This is a genomic window from Perlabentimonas gracilis, from assembly GCF_011174675.1.
Classification (GTDB): Bacteria; Bacteroidota; Bacteroidia; order Bacteroidales; family Tenuifilaceae; genus Perlabentimonas; species Perlabentimonas gracilis.
On sequence record NZ_JAANIG010000052.1, the window covers coordinates 1 to 17,617 of the forward strand.

Annotated in this window: 14 protein-coding genes; 11 read left to right on the forward strand and 3 right to left on the reverse strand. The window is 44.2% G+C overall.

What is annotated here, in order from left to right; genetic code table 11:
* From G8O23_RS17320 to G8O23_RS15740, 9 genes are all read left to right on the forward strand, one after another.
* On the forward strand, positions 1-210 hold a 210-nt coding region (locus G8O23_RS17320; protein ID WP_219932566.1), incomplete at its 5' end, for a hypothetical protein.
* 429 nt (positions 211-639) lie between these two features.
* Positions 640-1,371 carry a polyprenol monophosphomannose synthase gene (locus G8O23_RS15705; RefSeq protein WP_166366588.1) on the forward strand — a complete coding sequence of 244 codons (732 nt, stop codon included), beginning with the start codon at positions 640-642 and terminating at the stop codon, positions 1,369-1,371.
* A gap of 39 nt (positions 1,372-1,410) precedes the next feature.
* Positions 1,411-2,754 carry a dihydroorotase gene (locus tag G8O23_RS15710; protein ID WP_166366590.1) on the forward strand — a complete coding sequence of 448 codons (1,344 nt, stop codon included), beginning with the start codon at positions 1,411-1,413 and terminating at the stop codon, positions 2,752-2,754.
* A gap of 94 nt (positions 2,755-2,848) precedes the next feature.
* Entirely contained in the window at positions 2,849-3,784 is a 936-nt protein-coding gene (locus tag G8O23_RS15715; protein WP_166366591.1) for a substrate-binding domain-containing protein, read from the forward strand.
* A 14-nt stretch (positions 3,785-3,798) separates the two neighbouring features.
* Positions 3,799-5,301 (forward strand): ATP-binding protein, encoded by a 1,503-nt coding sequence (locus tag G8O23_RS15720; protein ID WP_166366592.1) that lies wholly within the window; start codon positions 3,799-3,801, stop codon positions 5,299-5,301.
* 4 nt (positions 5,302-5,305) lie between these two features.
* Positions 5,306-6,664 carry a sigma-54-dependent transcriptional regulator gene (locus tag G8O23_RS15725; protein ID WP_166366593.1) on the forward strand — a complete coding sequence of 453 codons (1,359 nt, stop codon included), beginning with the start codon at positions 5,306-5,308 and terminating at the stop codon, positions 6,662-6,664.
* A 219-nt stretch (positions 6,665-6,883) separates the two neighbouring features.
* Entirely contained in the window at positions 6,884-7,480 is a 597-nt protein-coding gene (locus G8O23_RS15730; RefSeq protein WP_166366594.1) for a YceI family protein, read from the forward strand.
* A 38-nt stretch (positions 7,481-7,518) separates the two neighbouring features.
* Positions 7,519-8,865 carry a hypothetical protein gene (locus tag G8O23_RS15735; RefSeq protein ID WP_166366595.1) on the forward strand — a complete coding sequence of 449 codons (1,347 nt, stop codon included), beginning with the start codon at positions 7,519-7,521 and terminating at the stop codon, positions 8,863-8,865.
* 61 nt (positions 8,866-8,926) lie between these two features.
* Complete coding sequence (locus G8O23_RS15740; protein ID WP_166366596.1) at positions 8,927-9,565, forward strand: YceI family protein; 639 nt, start codon at positions 8,927-8,929, stop codon at positions 9,563-9,565.
* Positions 9,566-9,580: 15 nt separating this feature from the next.
* Here the strand turns inward: G8O23_RS15740 and G8O23_RS15745 are convergent, their stop codons facing one another.
* Positions 9,581-10,840, reverse strand: a complete 1,260-nt coding sequence (locus G8O23_RS15745; RefSeq protein WP_166366597.1) for an aspartate kinase — start codon at positions 10,838-10,840, stop codon at positions 9,581-9,583.
* 225 nt (positions 10,841-11,065) lie between these two features.
* Here G8O23_RS15745 and fbp point away from each other — a divergent pair, with 225 nt between their 5' ends.
* Positions 11,066-12,091: a class 1 fructose-bisphosphatase gene (gene fbp, locus G8O23_RS15750; protein ID WP_166366598.1), complete on the forward strand. Its 1,026-nt coding sequence runs from the start codon at positions 11,066-11,068 to the stop codon at positions 12,089-12,091.
* 90 nt (positions 12,092-12,181) lie between these two features.
* Here fbp and hutH read toward each other — a convergent pair whose 3' ends face one another.
* Positions 12,182-13,684: a histidine ammonia-lyase gene (gene hutH, locus G8O23_RS15755; protein WP_166366600.1), complete on the reverse strand. Its 1,503-nt coding sequence runs from the start codon at positions 13,682-13,684 to the stop codon at positions 12,182-12,184.
* A 38-nt stretch (positions 13,685-13,722) separates the two neighbouring features.
* Positions 13,723-15,087, reverse strand: coding sequence for a histidine--tRNA ligase (gene hisS, locus G8O23_RS15760; RefSeq protein WP_166366602.1), 1,365 nt, complete (start codon positions 15,085-15,087; stop codon positions 13,723-13,725).
* A gap of 655 nt (positions 15,088-15,742) precedes the next feature.
* Between hisS and G8O23_RS15765 the strand changes: the two genes are divergently transcribed.
* Entirely contained in the window at positions 15,743-16,834 is a 1,092-nt protein-coding gene (locus G8O23_RS15765; protein WP_166366604.1) for a hypothetical protein, read from the forward strand.
* The last annotated feature ends 783 nt before the right edge of the window (positions 16,835-17,617 follow it).

Below are 17,617 nucleotides of genomic sequence, written 5' to 3' on the forward strand. Positions count from 1 at the left end.
TTTCTTCTTGGTGCCAATGTGTCAAAGAACCTCTATCTCTCGCCGCCCCGTGGCGGCCAAAATATGCCTCTCATAATTCAAACCCCGGCTCCGACGAACCGGGCTGCAAAGGTAATCATTCTTTTCGCCCCGGCAAGCGTTTTTGAAAAAAAAATTAATTTTTTTTTAAATCGCTACAAACCCCTCTATCTCTACATCTCCTGCCGGTAAAAACTCACAAAGAACTCTCTCAAAGCGGGTGCAAAGATAACGCAATTGATTCCATTTTTCCAAATAGAAATGGGTGTTTTTTTTAAATAATTTCAATCAAATCCTGTAGGTTGTTGATTAACTGACTCTTTTCGTTTAAAAAAAATCAATAAAAATTAACTTGTGTCCTTTGCTAGTATGCAAACAGAAATGCGCTACGAGGCATATACATATATTAAGGTATACTATACACGATATTAAGATATATGAACTGAACCTTGCGTAAAAGAATCAGTCGAATGAAAAGGGGATTATAAACTCTAAAAGAATAAGAACTTATAAAAGGGAAAGATGAGGTATTCATGTAGTTTAAGAATTAAACACACTGCTGGGGTATATACAGAGGCCAATCTTTTCCTATATTTGCATCATACATAATTATTATAAAAGATGCGGAACGTAGTTATAATCCCCACCTATAACGAGAAAAGTAATATAGAACCAATGGTTCGAAAGGTGCTATCCATTGAAGGCGATTACCATCTCCTTATAATTGATGATGGTTCGCCCGATGGTACAGCAAGTATTGTGAAAGAGTTACAAGAGGAGTACCAGGGTACGCTTCATCTTATTGAAAGGGAGGGTAAACTTGGTTTGGGTACAGCATATATAGCTGGTTTTAAATGGGCTATTAGCAATGGGTATGAATTTATATTTGAGATGGATGCCGATTTCTCACATAACCCAGATGACCTTAACCGATTGCTTGATGCTTGTGAGAAGGGTGCTGATGTAGCCATAGGCTCGAGATATATTAAAGGGGTAAATGTAGTGAACTGGCCCATGAAGCGGGTTCTTATGTCGTATTTTGCATCTATGTACGTAAGGATGGTTACTGGGATGAAGATTATGGACACTACCGCGGGCTTTAAATGCTACAGGGCTAAAGTGCTAAAATCGTTCGAGCTCGATAAGATTCGCTTTAAGGGATACGCCTTCCAAATAGAGATGAAATTTACTGCCTGGAAAATGGGATACAATATTGTAGAGGTTCCCATTGTGTTTACTGAACGGAGAGAAGGTGTGTCGAAAATGAGTGGTGGAATATTCAACGAGGCTTTCTGGGGAGTTCTTAGTATGAAGTTTAAAAGTTTTGGCAAGAAATACAAAGCTGCATCATAAACTGATTTAAAAATAGGGCGTAAACCAAAACCAGAAACTATGAGCACAATTGCCATACAAAACGCCACAATTATTAATGAGGGGAAACACACTTTAGGCAGTGTAATTATTACTAATGGTTATATAGAACGGATTATTACCAATAGCGACACGCCCATTGACGCGGAAAGGATAATTGATGGAAGCGGTAAGTTCCTTCTGCCTGGGGTGATTGACGATCAGGTCCATTTCCGCGAGCCCGGCCTAACGCACAAAGGAAACATTTATACCGAATCGAAAGCAGCCATAGCTGGAGGGGTTACCTCATTTATGGAGATGCCTAACACAAATCCACAGACCACAACCATTGACGCCCTTGAAAAGAAGCACCTTATAGCAAGGGAGACATCGCTTGCGAACTACTCATTCTATTTAGGCGCTACCAACGATAATATTGATGAGATCCTAAAAATAAATCCGCGTAGTGTTTGTGGGCTAAAAGTATTTATGGGATCATCAACAGGTAATATGCTGGTTGATAACCCAAGCTCGCTAGAGCAAATATTTAAAGCATCGCCTGTGCTGATTGCAACCCACTGCGAGGACGAACAGACTATTGTTCGTAATACCAATGAGTACAGCCAGAAATATGGTAGCAAAATCCCATTTAGCTGCCACCCACTTATCCGTAGTGCCGAGGCGTGCTATTTAAGCAGCTCGCTGGCCGTGAGCATGGCCAAAAAGTTTGATACAAGGCTGCATCTGCTTCACCTTTCAACTGCAAAGGAGATGGAATTACTCTCCAACGCCTTGCCTTTATCTGAAAAGAAAATAACCGGCGAGGTATGCGTACATCACCTATGGTTCAACGATAAGGATTACGATAAACTGGGTTGGCGCATCAAGTGGAATCCTGCGGTTAAAACTTCAATTGACCAAAAGGCGCTGCAGGAGGCTCTGCGCAACAACTTGCTTGATGTTGTAGCCACCGACCATGCTCCCCATACCCTTGCTGAGAAAAGCAAGCTCTACAAAAACTGCCCATCGGGTGGCCCACTGGTTCAACACTCGCTAGTAGCGATGCTTGAGATGGTATCGAAAGGGATTTTCACCCTTGAAATGGTGGTTGACAAGATGTGCCACTCCCCTGCTGAACTATTTCGTATCGAGAAGCGTGGGTTTATTCGCGAAGGATACTTTGCCGACCTTGTGCTGGTTGACCCAAACTCGAAATGGAAGGTTACACCCGAGAATATCCTTTACAAATGCCGCTGGTCGCCTTTAGAGGGCGAAATTTTTGGTGCTGAGGTAACCCACACGCTGGTGAATGGTAGGGTGGTGTACGATAATGGTGTATTTGACGAATCTGTAAAGGGAAGCGCTCTGGAGTTCTACCAACAATAGTACCGAGTCATCGTCTTCTTTACCGAACAAACTCTACCCTAAAACGTTGTACCCAACAACGTAAGGCATTTCTTAACTTCATTTCACAGACTAGATGAATGGATTAAAACTCCTAATAGCGCCCTTAATCCTATCCATACTATTAATGGGTTGCTCAGAGAACCCCAGCAGGCGAAACGAGAAATCGATCTACTTTAACTTTGCAGATACGGTGCGGTTAGACTCGATGAACCAAAGCTACGGCAACGAGCAAAAGGTTTTACGATTCGCCATATCGGCCATATCGTCGCCACGGGAAACCTTTGACTACTACCACCAAATGTTCAGGTATATTGAGGAGCAGCTGGGACAACGAGTTATCATGATTCAGCGTAAAACCTACCAAGAGGTAAACGACCTAATGAAGGAGAATAAAGCCGATATTGCCATTGTTTGCTCTGGAAACTACGTATACGGAATAGCCGATTCGGCTTTTAAACTCCTTGTGGTACCTGAATGGAAAGGAAAAAGTTACTATAATACCTATATCATTGCCCATAAAAATTCGGGAATAGAATCATTTGAAGACCTAAAAGGAAAACGATTCGCCTTTACCGATCCCCTTTCGGCTTCAGGAAAGCTATACCCATCAAAAAAAGTTAGAGACCGGGAGCTCTCGCCTGTGGATTTTTTCGAAGGCACAGTTTACACCTATGCCCATGACAACTCCATTCAGCTGGTGGCCAAACAGATGGTGGATGGCGCCTCGGTAAACAGCTTGGTTTTTGACTACCTAGCCGCCTCATCGCCGGGGAGAGTTAAGGACATAATCATTATTGAAACCTCTCCCCCACAGGCTATGCCTCCTGTGGTTGTCTCATACCAACTACCTGCCGATTTAGAGAATAGGCTTATTGAAATCTTTTTAAATATGCACAACGATACTGGAAGTAAGTTGGTTTTAGAGAAGCTTATGGTTGACCGATACGTAAAACAAAACGACTCCATTTACAACAGCGTTAGGGTATTAGCAGGTGTTAATGCAAAGTAATTAAGCGTAGTTCAATGAAACGAGTTCAGCTACCTCTGTTCTGGAAGTTTAGCATAGCCATAGCGGCAACCGTGCTGCTGTTTGGGTCGCTGAACCTTCTGTTTATTCGCAATCAGGTATACCGAACCTTCGAGAACCAAATTGAGAAGCACGGCATTAGCATTGCCAAGGGGATTGCCGAGCGTGCTGTTGAACCGATACTCTACGACGACCTGTCGGCCCTAAGCAAGCTGGTTGCCCAAACCAAATCGGTGAACACCGATGTTAGGTACATCTTTATTACCAATCACAACCATCAGATTATTGCACATACATTCCTAGAGCATATCCCCCGAAATATTCTTGATGTAAATACTATTCCTTTGGGTGAAGATATCAGCGTGCAAGTCCTTAAGGATCCCAAGGACAAAAATTGTGTTGTTAGGGATATTGCCATCCCAATACTTGGTCACCAAATTGGCGTTGTGAGGGTAGGAATGTGCGAACGCGAATTTCAGAATGAGATACGAGGAATAGCCAAGCTATTCCTGAGCATGGTGATGATATTCTTGCTACTGGGCATTGTTGCCGCTTTTCTGCTTTCGTACATCATTACAAGTCCGGTAAAAGCCATTAGCACCTATGCTTCGCAGGTCGATTTTGAAACATTTACCCACGATAAAACATCATCTATCCCGCTTAATAGAAAACTTTCGGTACGGCTAAAAAATCTTTTCGACCTAACTGACGAGATAGATGTGCTGGGTACAACTTTTAACGAAATGATTGCGCGCCTGCAGAGCGCCTACCGCGAGCTCAAATCGACCCAGGAGTCGTTGTCGCAAACCGAAAAAATGGCCTCGGTGGGCACATTAACCGCTGGATTGGCCCACGAAATTAACAACCCGCTGGCCGGAATTAGGAACTGTATTCGACGTATTGAGGATAAGCCCGATAACCTAAAGCAGAACAAGGAGTACATTGCAATGATGTCCGATGCCCTGCAAAAAATTGAAAGAGTGGTTGAAGGCATGCTTAACTTCTCTCGCAAGCAGGAGTTGGCATTTACTACCGTTGAGATAAACCGGCTAGTTAACAACACCATATCGTTAGTAAAATACCAGCTGGAGAAATCCAGAATCGATTTACAGCTAGTAGGTTTTGAGGACGCTATCACCCTAAATGCCAGCCCAAATCATCTGGAGCAAGTATTCCTAAACATCATGCTAAACAGTATTGATGCAATTTGCGAGAAAAACGAGAACGATCGGAACCTAATGGGAAAAATCACTGTTCGCATCTCCGAAAATACAAACACAGTCACCATTGAATTTACCGACAATGGTATTGGTGTGCCTCACGATAAAGTTGCCGCCATTTTCGATCCATTCTTTACCAATAAAAAGATAAAGCAGGGAACAGGCCTTGGTCTGGCTGTAAGCTACAACATTATCAGCAGTCACAATGGCCATATCACCGGGTGGAATGTGCCAACGGGAGGGTTCACCATAGCCATTACATTACCAAAAACCGAGTAGGATTATGCTAAAAATATTTGTTGTTGACGACGAAAGGATAGTAAGGGTAACCACTGCCGACGATTTACGCGATGCAGGTTATGCAGTGCGCGAGTTTGCCTCTGGGCAAGCAGCCATACAGTACCTAAGCGATACCGACGAGGAAGTTGACCTTATTATCACCGACCTTAAAATGCCACATATGGATGGGCTAGAATTCCTTGCCAAGGCAAAACAACTACGCCCCAATACCTTTGTGCTGCTTATGACCGCCTTTGCAACGGTTGATACTGCTGTGCAGGCCATGAAGCTGGGAGCCTACGATTACATATCGAAACCCTTTAACATAGAGGAGTTACTACTTAGCATTGAGCGAATTAAAGAGGTGAAAGAGGTAAAGGATGAGAATAGACAGCTAAGAACACAGGTACAGAAAAAGTTCGACACTAAAAACTTTGTTGGCAACAGCGAAGAAACACGTAAAGTTTTCGAACTTGTTGAGATAATAGCCAATAAGGATACCACCGTTCTTATTACTGGTGAAACCGGAACAGGGAAAGAAATGCTTACCAATATCATCCACTTCAACAGCAACAGGAGCAAAAAACCACTGGTAAAGGTGAGCTGTGCCATTCTCTCGCGTGAGATATTTGAGAGCGAGCTCTTTGGCCATGAGAAGGGCGCTTTCACAGGCGCCGAGAAACAGAAAATTGGCCGCTTTGAGCTGGCCAACTCCGGCACGTTATACCTTGATGATATTGATGATATGCCCTTCGACCTGCAGGTAAAGCTACTGCGTGCACTGGAGGAGGGAGAAATAGAACGCGTTGGTGGAACTGAAACCATAAAGATTGATGTGCGGGTAATTGCCTCAACCAAAAAGGATCTCAAACAGATGGTGGCTGAGGGCAAGTTCCGCGAGGATCTGTTCTACAGACTCAACGTTTTCCCCATAAGCCTCCCTCCTCTCCGTGAGCGCCCCAACGACATTGAGCTGCTGTCCAGATATTTTGTGGAAGAGTTCTCGCAGGGAGTAAAAATGGATATTCATCCCGAGGCCATGGAGCTAATAAAACGTCATCCGTTCTCAGGAAATGTTCGGGAGCTGAAAAACCTTATGGAAAGGCTAGTTCTTCTGGCCAGCAATGGCCTAATCGATAAAAACATTTTACCCATAGATGTTCGTTTCCCAGGCAAGCAACACACCTGTTTTTACTTCGATAATAAACCGCTCGACGAAATCATGCGGGAGGTAGAGACCAACGCCATTACCGATGCCCTCCTACGCTCAGGAGGCAACAAGGCCAAGGCCGCTCAAATTTTACAAGTTCCAGCATCAACCCTCAAGTCGAGGATAGAGAAGCTAAGCATTAAAACCCCATAAATCGACGAAATCTCGTCGATATAGTCGACATTTCGTCGATTTTTCGTGATTTACAAGCCCCGTGTTTTTAGCAAAACACGGGGCTTACTTGTTGTTTACCAGCCACTTTAAACAATACACCTAAGCCACTTAAAACAAGTTGGCTTGCAAATTGCTTTATGTAGAACAGTTCTAAATAACTGAGAGATTACAAATAATAATAACTTAAATAGTAGAGCAATGAAACGTTTAATTGGAATTGTAGCTGTTGGGCTGGTGCTAGCATTAAACACCAGCATTTTGGCCCAAACCCACTACGAGGTAAAATCGCACAACGTTGTTATAGAAGGGACATCGAACCTGCACGATTGGACTGCAGACGTGGAAAACCTTAAAGGCAATTTTAGGATAAAGGTTGAGGACAATAAGATTGTAGAAATCGAAAACCTTACGGTAAAGGTAGACGCCAACTCACTTAAAGGATCGAGGGGAAATATGATGAACTCGAAAATATACGAAGCCCTCAACTCCAAAAAGCATCCAGAGATTTCGTTCGAGCTTAGAAAAGTAAACTCCATCTCGGAAAACCCAGGAAGTTTCAGGTTAAACACAACTGGTGTACTCCAAGTATCGGGAGTAAGCAAACCTGTTAACCTCAACGCTACCGGTAAATTACTTCCAAGTGGAGAGATAGAGTTTGCTGGCTCAACAAAAATTAAGATGAGCGACTTTAGCGTAAAGCCACCAACTGCAATGTTTGGTGCGCTAACCACAGGCGACGAAGTTAACCTTAAGTACACCGTTGTGGTAAAGCCAAACCTGCTATCCGACAAGTAAACTAACTAAATCAAAAATAAATTAAACAAGCAAATAAGATGAAAATCACAATCAGAAGCACTGCACTTTTTGTTGCATTGACAATTTCCGCACTACCCATTTTTTCGCAAAGCGAAAAGGTAAGCTTTATGAGGCCTGCCGACCAGCGTGGTGTTAACGTATTTGAAACACCAAAGGGTGATACAACCGAGTTTAAAGGGCTTCACGTAAGAATTGGGGGTAGCTTTACCCAGCAATTCCAGATGCTTAGCCACACCAACGAGGCCACAGCCAATGACGTTGCCTTTGGTGCTGGTACTGTGAACCTCAACGCGCTGTATCCACTCAGCCCTGGTTTCAACCTGGCAACAGCAAACCTTAGATTCGACGTTCAGCTTGAGGATGGTATCCGCGTGGTGCTGGAGAACTACATGTCGTCGCGCCACCACCCCGAGTTTTGGGTAAAAGGTGGGTACGTGCAGGTTGATAAGCTGCCTATGTTTGGTAACCCCGACTGGTTTGCAAACCATGTAACCGCCAAGGTTGGTCACTTTGGATTAAACTACGGCGATCAGCAGTTCCGCAGGAGCGACAATGGTAACACCATTTACAACCCATTTGTGGGCAACTACATCATGGATGCCTTTGCCACCGAAATTGCTGGTGAGGTGTACATTTATCCGGTGGAGAATTTCTTTGTAATGGCTGGTCTATCAAGCGGTATTATTAATGGCGATGTTAAAGATTATGGTGAGCAAAAGAAGAACCCGTCGATCCTAGCCAAGGTGGGATACGATAGCCAAATAAACGACGACCTTCGGTTTAGGCTTTCGGCCAGCCTTTACAGCAACCCTGGCACAACCCGCAATACGCTGTATGCAGGCGACCGTACCGGATCGCGCTACTACCTAGTAGCCGAGCCTGAGTACTACCGCAACTTCCGAGCTGGAGGTGCTGTGGCTGCCACCAATGCCACCGACAGGTTCACCTCAGGACGATTGAGCCCAGAGTTCACCAACAAGGTTACTTCGGTAATGGTTAACCCATTTGTAAAGTTCAAAGGGCTTGAATTTTTTGGAACCTACGAGATGTCGCAAGGAATACAGGCAGGGGAAACCGAGAATCGTAAGTTTTCGCAGCTAGCAGGCGAGGTAGTTTACCGCTTCATGCCTCGCGAGCAGGTATTTGTAGGAGGTAGATACAATGTAGTTACAGGAACCCTACCCGGAGCCACCGACGATATTTCGGTTGATCGTATTCAGCTATCGCTGGGTTGGTACACCACAAAAAACCTATTGGTTAAGTTGGAGTACGTAAATCAGAATTACAACGACTTTGCTGCTACCGATTACAGGCACGGGCTTAACTTCAACGGCGTTATGGTTGAAGCAGCCATTAGTTTCTAATTCGAATTCTCCTGCCCCGAATATATTCCGGGGCAGGAAATTCCTTTAAAGACCAACCACTATGCTTACATATCTTGCAATGATAATTATGCTTCCAGCGCTCATGGGTACCAATGCAATGAGTTTTTACTCCTACACCATTCAGGAGCAAAGCTGGATTTCCATTGCAGGGTCGAGCAACGTGAATACCTTTGAGTGTTTCTCCAGTAGTAACTTCACCCGAGGAAACATCTTAGTTAACACAAGCGAATCGGGCAATGCCATCGCCTTTTCCGAGGCTAAAATGGCGATAGAGATTGAGTCGTTCGACTGTAAAAACCCTATGCTAAACAAGGATATGTACAACGCGTTGGGAGCTAAGGAGAATCCAAATATTCTTATTGAACTGCTTGATGCTGAATTTATGCAAAGCAGCACGCAGAATCCTCACTCAGGCGATCTGCATGTTTCAATATCCATAACCATAAATGGAAAATGCCAAATATTTACGCTACCCATTAAATGGGTTAAGGTAAGTGGCACCAACTTCAAATTCGTTGGCTCGCATGGTATCAACATGACCGACTTCGATATCACACCACCATCACCAGCATTTGGGCTTATTAAAGTTAACGAATGGATAACCATAAATTTTAACCTTATGGTACAAACCAATGCGCCAGTATACGTCCACGAGATGGAACGCTTAACTTCGCTTTAAACGATAAACCACAAATTAGGATTGGTACACCGCTCGTAGCGTGCTTCTGGTTTTTTGCTGCAGAAATACCTTTTTGTCAACTAGCATCCGCTCAATAACATCTTGTGAATAATGACGAACCGTAAGCAGCTCGAGCCCTTTGTTGTACTTCACCTCGAACGAGCTATTTAGCTCCCTAATTGCGCCTGGCAAAAAATGATCTTCATTATCGACACAAAGAGAAAAGCTAATGGCCGAGCTTTGCACCAGGTTGGCCTTAACCCTGTTACTATACAACACGGCAAATATTCTGCTCAAGCAGTCCTCTATCACAAACGAAAAATCGCGAGGGGTTAGCGATATCAACACCTGATTGGTTTTGACAATACGTATGGGTGGATAGCCAATTCGCTCCTCGGTTTGGTAAACCTTAGTACCTGTTGCCACAGGATTAGCAAACGATTTTACGTAAAGTGGGATTTGCTTATTTTGAAGTGGCTTTATGGTTTTGGGGTGAATAATTTGCGCACCGCAGTAGGCCAACTCAATGGCCTCCTTGAACGAAACCTCGTGGAGCTTTATGGCATCGGGGAATACTCTTGGATCCGCATTTAGCACACCCTCCACATCTTTCCAGATGGTTACGCTTTGTGCATCGAGCAGGTTGGCCAGCAGCGCAGCGGTATAGTCGGACCCCTCACGCCCCAGCGTTGTGGTATGCCCATCGGCGGTTCCACCAATAAATCCTTGGGTTACATAAATTGACTTGCCATTGAACTGAAATTGCTTGCTGCTTAGCTCCTCCGATTTTTTAAAATCGATGTTACCCTCTCTAAAGTTAGCGTCGGTAAGCAGCACATTCCTTATATCAACCCACGTGTTGCAAATACCTGCTGCATTGAGGTAAGATGATATGATTTTGGTTGAAATAAGCTCGCCATACGAAACTATTTGATCGTAATTGAAGTTGTAACCCTTGCGGGGCTGGCGCCTCAGGTAATCCTTAAGGTTGCTAAACAAGGCATCTACTTCGGCAATAGCATTGGATGTATCGGGCTGGAATAGCTCATCAGCAATTGCTAAATGGCGTTCCTTAATCGTGGCCAAATCGTCCCAAACCTTATCGTCACCAGCAATGTATTTAGCTAGTAATTGCTCAAGGGCATTGGTTGTTTTTCCCATAGCCGAAACCACTACAACCATATTACCTGGATGAGACCGAACAATTTCAGCCAAATTTTTTACCCCCTGCGCATCCTTAACCGATGCACCGCCAAACTTAAAAATAGTAAGCATTAGATAATAATTTTGAGTAACAACAAATTGGATGATGACACCAAAAGTAGTAATAATTGCCCCACATGACAATGCACATCTAAAAAACTTGCCAAAACAATATGCACCCACCCACATCATTCGCAAACGTTTTAAAACAGGAAAAAATGTTTTTTATATCGAATATTTATGCGTAAAATTGCTACTCCAAACAACAACAATTCCATCACATAAATCGATTTACCAATGGAAGGCTACACGATCAAAACGCTAACGCAGTTTATCATTGAGCGTCAAGCCGAATTCCCCTATGCTACGGGGGAGTTTACCCGCCTGCTCTACCATATGGGCATTGCCGCAAAGGTGGTGAACAAGAAGGTGAACAAGGCCGGGCTAGTAGATATTCTTGGGTTAGCCGGCGATGTGAACGTTCAGGGCGAAGAGCAAAAGAAGCTGGATGTGTTTGCCAACTGGCGTTTTATCCAATCGCTAAAATCATCGGGCGAGTGTTGTGGTGTTGCTTCCGAGGAGAACCAGGAGATCATCACCTTTGATGATGACCTTTCGCTCGATGGAAACTACATTGTGAGTATGGACCCGCTGGATGGCTCATCGAATATTGATGTGAATGTATCCATAGGCACCATCTTCAGTATATACAGGCGAATAAGCCCAAGGGGGACAAAGGCTGTGCTAGAAGATTTTTTACAACCCGGATCGAAGCAGGTTTGCGCTGGATACATAATTTACGGATCGTCAACCATGCTGGTGTATACCACTGGGCACGGGGTTTATGGATTTACCTTAGATCCCTCAATTGGAGAGTTCTGCCTTTCGCATTACGACATAAAAACACCTGAGGATGGCCCCTTCTACTCAATTAACGAGGGCAACTACGCCAAGATGCCCAGGGGCATTCAGCAGTACATCAAGTATTGTCAGGTTGAAGATAAAAGCACGGGTCGTCCCTACTCGGCGAGGTACATCGGATCGCTAGTTTCAGATTTCCATAGGAATTTGCTTAAGGGAGGTGTTTTCCTTTACCCCGAAACCGCTGCTGCGCCAAACGGCAAGCTGCGGCTTATATACGAGTGTAACCCCATTGCGTTCCTAGCGGAAAGTGCTGGAGGCAAGGCAAGCACTGGCAGCGAACGAATATTAGACATTAAGCCCACTTCGTTACACCAAAGGGTTCCATTTATTGTGGGATCGAAAAATATGGTGGAAAGGGTGGAGGAAAAACTTACCGAGTACCCTAGCAATGGGCATTAATACTACGTTTTACACCTAAACTTGAGATGAAGCGCATTGTGAGAAATCCAATGCGCTTCTGTTTTTAATCTAGCCTAACAGCACTAGCAATTACAAAATGTCGTCAATTCTAATGCTTTTGATAAACTCAAGGCTTTTCTCCATTTCCTTATACATCACCACATCCTCCTCAACAAAACAAACCTGCTTACGGTAATCGGCCATTACCTTTTCAAGTTTTGGTGATGTTTTGGCAGGGCGGCGGAATTCAAGCGCTTGCGCTGCATTGAGTAGCTCAATGGCAAGAATCCGCTCCACGTTATCGACCACCCTAAGCAGCTTGGTAGCTGCATTGGCTCCCATACTTACATGATCCTCCTGTCCGTTCGACGAAACGATGCTGTCGACTGATGCGGGTGTGCAGAGCTGCTTGTTTTGGCTTACCATGGCGGCAGCGGCATACTGAGGTATCATCATCCCTGAGTTTAGCCCTGGGTTTGCTACCAAGAACTCGGGCAATCCGCGTAGCCCAAAAATCAGCTGCGCCACCCTGCGCTCCGAGATGTTTCCAATTTCAGCCAAAGCAATAGCTGCAAAATCGAGGCTAAGCGCAAGGGGCTGGCCGTGGAAATTCCCTCCCGAAAGGATCAAATCCTCATCGGGCCAAATGGTGGGGTTATCGGTTACCGAATTGATCTCGGTTAGCACAAGCTGCGCCACGTAGGCAAGGGAATCCTTTGAAGCACCATGCACCTGCGGCATACAGCGGAACGAGTAAGGGTCTTGCACGTGTTTCTTTGGACGGGAAATTAGCTCGCTACCCTCGAGTATGCTCCGTATGTTTGCTGCTGTTTCAATCTGCCCTTTATGAGGCCTTACGCTGTGCAGGTTTGGGTGGAATGGCTCAATGCGCCCATCAAAGGCCTCGAGCGAAATTGCTCCAATAATATCGGCAAGCTTTAGAATACGAAACGCCCTTAACAAGCCATACACCGCATGTGAGCTCATAAACTGAGTGCCGTTAAGTAGCGCAAGCCCCTCCTTCGATTTCAGCTCAATAGGTTCCCAGCCAAACTCCTTAAGCACATCGGATGCATTGCGTTTATCCCCTTTGTAACGAACCTCGCCCTCGCCAATAAGCGGAAGGAAAAGGTTGGAGAGTGGCGCCAAATCGCCCGATGCTCCCAACGACCCACGGTCGTAAACAATGGGCAGAATATCGTTATTGTAAAAATCGGCAATGCGCTGCACGGTAACAAGCTGTACGCCCGAATGGCCTAGCGAAAGGGCGTGTGCCTTTAGCACAAGCATAAGCCTAACAATTTCGGGAGTCACCTCATCGCCGGTGCTGCATGCATGCGACATCACCAAATTTTTCTGAAGCTGCGATAGCTCATCCCTTGAGATGTTCTTATTGCAAAGCGAGCCAAAGCCAGTGGTGATACCGTAGATGGGTGCATCGTGATCTTCCATCTTCTTGTCGAGATAATCACGACAATGGTTTATCAAACCCTGAGCTTCGCCAGAAATTTCTAGTGTGTAACCTCCCTTTACCAGCTCGTCGAGGAGTTGATATGTAAGGGGTTTGGGAGATATGGAATGGACTTTAGTCATTGTATGTTTTTATTTTCGATAATTCATTCCTCTTGATACTAAAAGTAGTTTTGTATTTCGCTAACCTTAACGATCTGCTGATTTCCTGTAGTCATATTCTTAATAGATACCTCACCCTTCTGCATTTCCGCCTCGCCTACAATGGCCACGTACTGTATGTTCTTCCTGTTGGCGTAATCGAACTGCTTCTTCATCTTGGCAGCATCGGGGTATAGCTCTGCAGAAATTCCGGCTGACCTAAGCTGCTGAATAATTGGGAGGCAAAATGCTGCTTCGCTATCGCCAAAATTGGCGAACATAACCTGCGAGCTGGCCAGCAGACTCTCGGGGAAGAGGCTTAGGTGGTGCATCACATCGTATATTCGATCGGCACCAAACGACACGCCCACGCCCGACACATTCTTAAGGCCGAAAATTCCGGTAAGGTCGTCGTATCGGCCACCACCACAAATACTCCCCATCTCCATGTCGTTGGCTTTTACCTCGAAAATTGCACCGGTGTAGTAGTTCAGCCCACGCGCAAGCGACAAGTCCAGCTCAACGGTTGTGGTTAATCCGCTAACTGTCTCAAGTGTTGAGAAAATTGTTCTCATCTCCTCAATGCCCTTCAGCCCAATCTCGGAGGTGGCCAAAGATTGTGAAAGGATCTCTAGCTTCTCGGCATTGGTTCCCTGCAGCTGAATTATGGGCTGCAGCTGCTCAATGGCTGCCTGCGAAACGCCTTTTTCGGCCAGCTCACTGTTCACGGCCTCAATGCCAATCTTATCAATCTTGTCGATGGCAACGGTAATATCAATTAACCTTTCGGTTTCGCCAACTACCTCGGCCATACCGCTAAGAATTTTGCGATTGTTTATTTTGATTGTTGTGCTAACTCCCAGCTTGTGGAAAACCTCGTCGATAATGAGTACCAGCTCCACCTCATTTAGCAGCGAGTTAGAACCAATAACATCCACATCGCACTGGTAGAACTCGCGGTAGCGGCCTTTCTGCGGCCTGTCGGCACGCCACACGGGTTGAATTTGGTATCGTTTAAATGGGAATGTAATATCGTTTTGGTACTGTACCACAAATCGAGCAAACGGAACAGTTAGGTCGTAGCGCAATCCCTTTTCACAAATTTTGGTGGATAGGGCATTGGCATTCTCTGCCGACACGTCGGTGGGTTGAACCCCCTTGGTGAAATCGCCAGAGTTAAGGATTTTGAAAAGGAGCTTATCGCCCTCGTCACCATACTTACCCAGCAAAGTCGATAGGTTCTCCATCGCCGGTGTTTCGATGGGCTGGTAGCCGTAGGTACGAAAAACCGATTTTATTATGTCGAAAATATGGTTACGCTTCGCCATTTCGGCGGGCGAAAAATCGCGAGTTCCTTTGGGTATTGATGGTTTATTTGAAGCCATTTAGCAGATTTTTTGTAATTGCCTGCAAAGATAGAAAATATTGACTGATTGTTGAATGAGTTTAGATATTGTAGAGCAGGAAAGGTGTACGATTATAATTTGGGTTGGGATATGGAGTCGAAAGCTTGCCCTAAGCTCGTCGAAGGGGCGGAAAGCTTGCCCTGAGCTCGTCGAAGGGTCGGAAAGTCGGAAGTCGAAAGTTGAATGTCGGAAAGTTGAATGTCGAAAGTCGGAGAGTCGGAAAATTGGTGGGGTGGAATTTGGAAAGGAACTATCCACTTAGGAAATGGGTAATTGCCTAGTTAAGCTAACGGCGGCCGGGAGCCTGCAAGAATAGATGGATATTGGCACAGCCTACTGCCCAACGGGATGATGGGCATAAAAAAAAGTGGATTATAAAGAACGCATTGTATCATATCAATATGATTTATACGAAGCCTTACCAGAAATAATTCAGCATTTAAAATGTGTACACTATACCCAGTTTAGAATTTCAAAGGCAGAAATGCTAAGTCAAAGTTTACGTAACTTTCTTCTGGGGTTCGTTGAAGCGATTACAAATCATCCTAAAACTCTATATTAGCTAACATTCAATTAGCTATTAATTAACAAAGATGATGAAAACAACCTGTTACTTTGTGTAAAATTAACCTAAATGGTAAAGAAAAATAACATAAGAAAACAGCTTGGATTTGTTGATGTTTTCAAAAGCGAGTCCAGCTTTCTTGTATTCGTTCTACTGCTGTTCGTATTGGCGTCATTACTTTACAATACCCCATCGCTAGCCATGTGGTTTGGATTTGCTGTAGCAGGCTACTCGGTAGTATCGAATGATAGTATACAAACCATTGGCACATTTCTATCTTCGAACTCGCACCGCAAATGGTGGATACTATGGCTTTACATTGGAGGACTTTTTGTGACTACCATTGCCGTCAGCTACTTCTTATTCGATGGAGACATATCGTTTAAGCGTCTTGCCACCAAGGGCTTTGAAGAGAACCCTGTTAGTTTCGATTTTCTACAAATAGCTGCTCCTATCCTGCTTATCATCATCACTCGCATGCGGATGCCAATATCCACCACATTCTTACTGCTCAGTTCCTTCGCTGCAAGTAGCGGTGCAATTAGCAAGGTTTTATCTAAAAGCTTAGGGGGATATTTTATTGCATTTGTGGTATCATTTACTTTATATCTATTGTTAGCCAAGTACTTTAAGAAAACATTTAAGGGCAAAGCCCATTCGGGGTGGGTATTAACGCAGTGGATTACCAGTGGCGCCTTATGGTGCCTTTGGATAATGCAGGATGCAGCCAATATTGCAGTTTTTCTACCTCGTCAACTAAATTTTGGGCAGTTCTTAGCAGTTGCAGCTATTGTTTTTGGTGGATTAGGTATAATCTTCTATAACAAGGGCGGGAGGATACAGCAAATTGTTACCACAAAAACCGATATTACCGATGTGAGACCAGCTACCATTGTTGACCTGGTTTACTCGCTACTTATGGCATTTCACCTAGTATACAGCACTGTGCCCATGAGCACAACATGGGTTTTCCTGGGATTGTTGGCTGGGCGAGAAATTGGTATGAATACAATGAGAACAAATCATAAAAGCTTAACGAAAACATTGCTTATAATTGGGAGGGATGCTTTACTGGCCATAATCGGCTTAATAATTTCGGTAATTATTGCATATGCTGTAAACCCATCCATTAGGGTAGAAATTAACGGGTGGTTTTTGTAAAATACTTATTAACAACTCCTGCAAATTAAATAAGCTACAGTTTTCATTAGAACCTAAACGCAAAGGCAGGCTTTTTCCTCAACTTTTTCTGGCTGGTCATCATTCTAAACCATAGAGAGGAAGTTCCCAAAACACAACTTTTTTCTGCAGCTTTGCCTCAAAGCAAAACTGCAGAAAAGGTATTGAGTAGAATATAACCAACTACAAAAAGTAAAGAAGTTTTTTTTAACTTTTCTTTGCCTTATAGAATTGATTTTATGAAAACCGTAAGATTAGGGAAGTACAGAGTGGAATTTGGCAAGGTTCTGTCCACTTATGCTAAATAGGTAAATTACCAAGTTAATCTAACGGCAGGCGTGACCCTGCAAGAATAAATGGACGGTGGCACAACCAACCGCCCAACGGGGGATATGGAGTCGAAAGTCGGAAAAGTCTGAGAGTGAATAATTGGTGGGGCGTGGATACTCGTTATTGGGCAGCTGTATACCCTATTCCTAACCTTGGGATAAAATGTGTAGGCTAAGAGTCTGAAAGTCTGAAAGTCAAAAGTCTAAAAGGTTGCCCTGAGCTCGTCGAAGGGTTGAAAGTCGAAAGTCGAAAAGGGAAAAGTCGAAAAGTTCTCATTACCTAAATAACGTTGAACGTTTTTCTTTTCTTTTTACTCAATTTCTCTATTTAATACCAATATATTAGCCCCAATTAAAACCGAGCAGAAAAATTGCTAAATTTCTGACGGTATGAAAAAGAACAGTTACTGGACATCAAAGCGAAAAGCTGAAGTAG

What these genes read in the sequence shown, in the direction of transcription:
- G8O23_RS15705 (WP_166366588.1), top strand. Translation starts at nt 640, where the DNA reads ATGCGGAACGTAGTTATAATCCCCACCTATAACGAGAAAAGTAATATA.
- G8O23_RS15710 (WP_166366590.1), top strand. Translation starts at nt 1,411, where the DNA reads ATGAGCACAATTGCCATACAAAACGCCACAATTATTAATGAGGGGAAA.
- G8O23_RS15715 (WP_166366591.1), top strand. Translation starts at nt 2,849, where the DNA reads ATGAATGGATTAAAACTCCTAATAGCGCCCTTAATCCTATCCATACTA.
- G8O23_RS15720 (WP_166366592.1), top strand. Translation starts at nt 3,799, where the DNA reads ATGAAACGAGTTCAGCTACCTCTGTTCTGGAAGTTTAGCATAGCCATA.
- G8O23_RS15725 (WP_166366593.1), top strand. Translation starts at nt 5,306, where the DNA reads ATGCTAAAAATATTTGTTGTTGACGACGAAAGGATAGTAAGGGTAACC.
- G8O23_RS15730 (WP_166366594.1), top strand. Translation starts at nt 6,884, where the DNA reads ATGAAACGTTTAATTGGAATTGTAGCTGTTGGGCTGGTGCTAGCATTA.
- G8O23_RS15735 (WP_166366595.1), top strand. Translation starts at nt 7,519, where the DNA reads ATGAAAATCACAATCAGAAGCACTGCACTTTTTGTTGCATTGACAATT.
- G8O23_RS15740 (WP_166366596.1), top strand. Translation starts at nt 8,927, where the DNA reads ATGCTTACATATCTTGCAATGATAATTATGCTTCCAGCGCTCATGGGT.
- G8O23_RS15745 (WP_166366597.1), bottom strand. Translation starts at nt 10,840, where the DNA reads ATGCTTACTATTTTTAAGTTTGGCGGTGCATCGGTTAAGGATGCGCAG.
- fbp (WP_166366598.1), top strand. Translation starts at nt 11,066, where the DNA reads ATGGAAGGCTACACGATCAAAACGCTAACGCAGTTTATCATTGAGCGT.
- hutH (WP_166366600.1), bottom strand. Translation starts at nt 13,684, where the DNA reads ATGACTAAAGTCCATTCCATATCTCCCAAACCCCTTACATATCAACTC.
- hisS (WP_166366602.1), bottom strand. Translation starts at nt 15,087, where the DNA reads ATGGCTTCAAATAAACCATCAATACCCAAAGGAACTCGCGATTTTTCG.
- G8O23_RS15765 (WP_166366604.1), top strand. Translation starts at nt 15,743, where the DNA reads ATGGTAAAGAAAAATAACATAAGAAAACAGCTTGGATTTGTTGATGTT.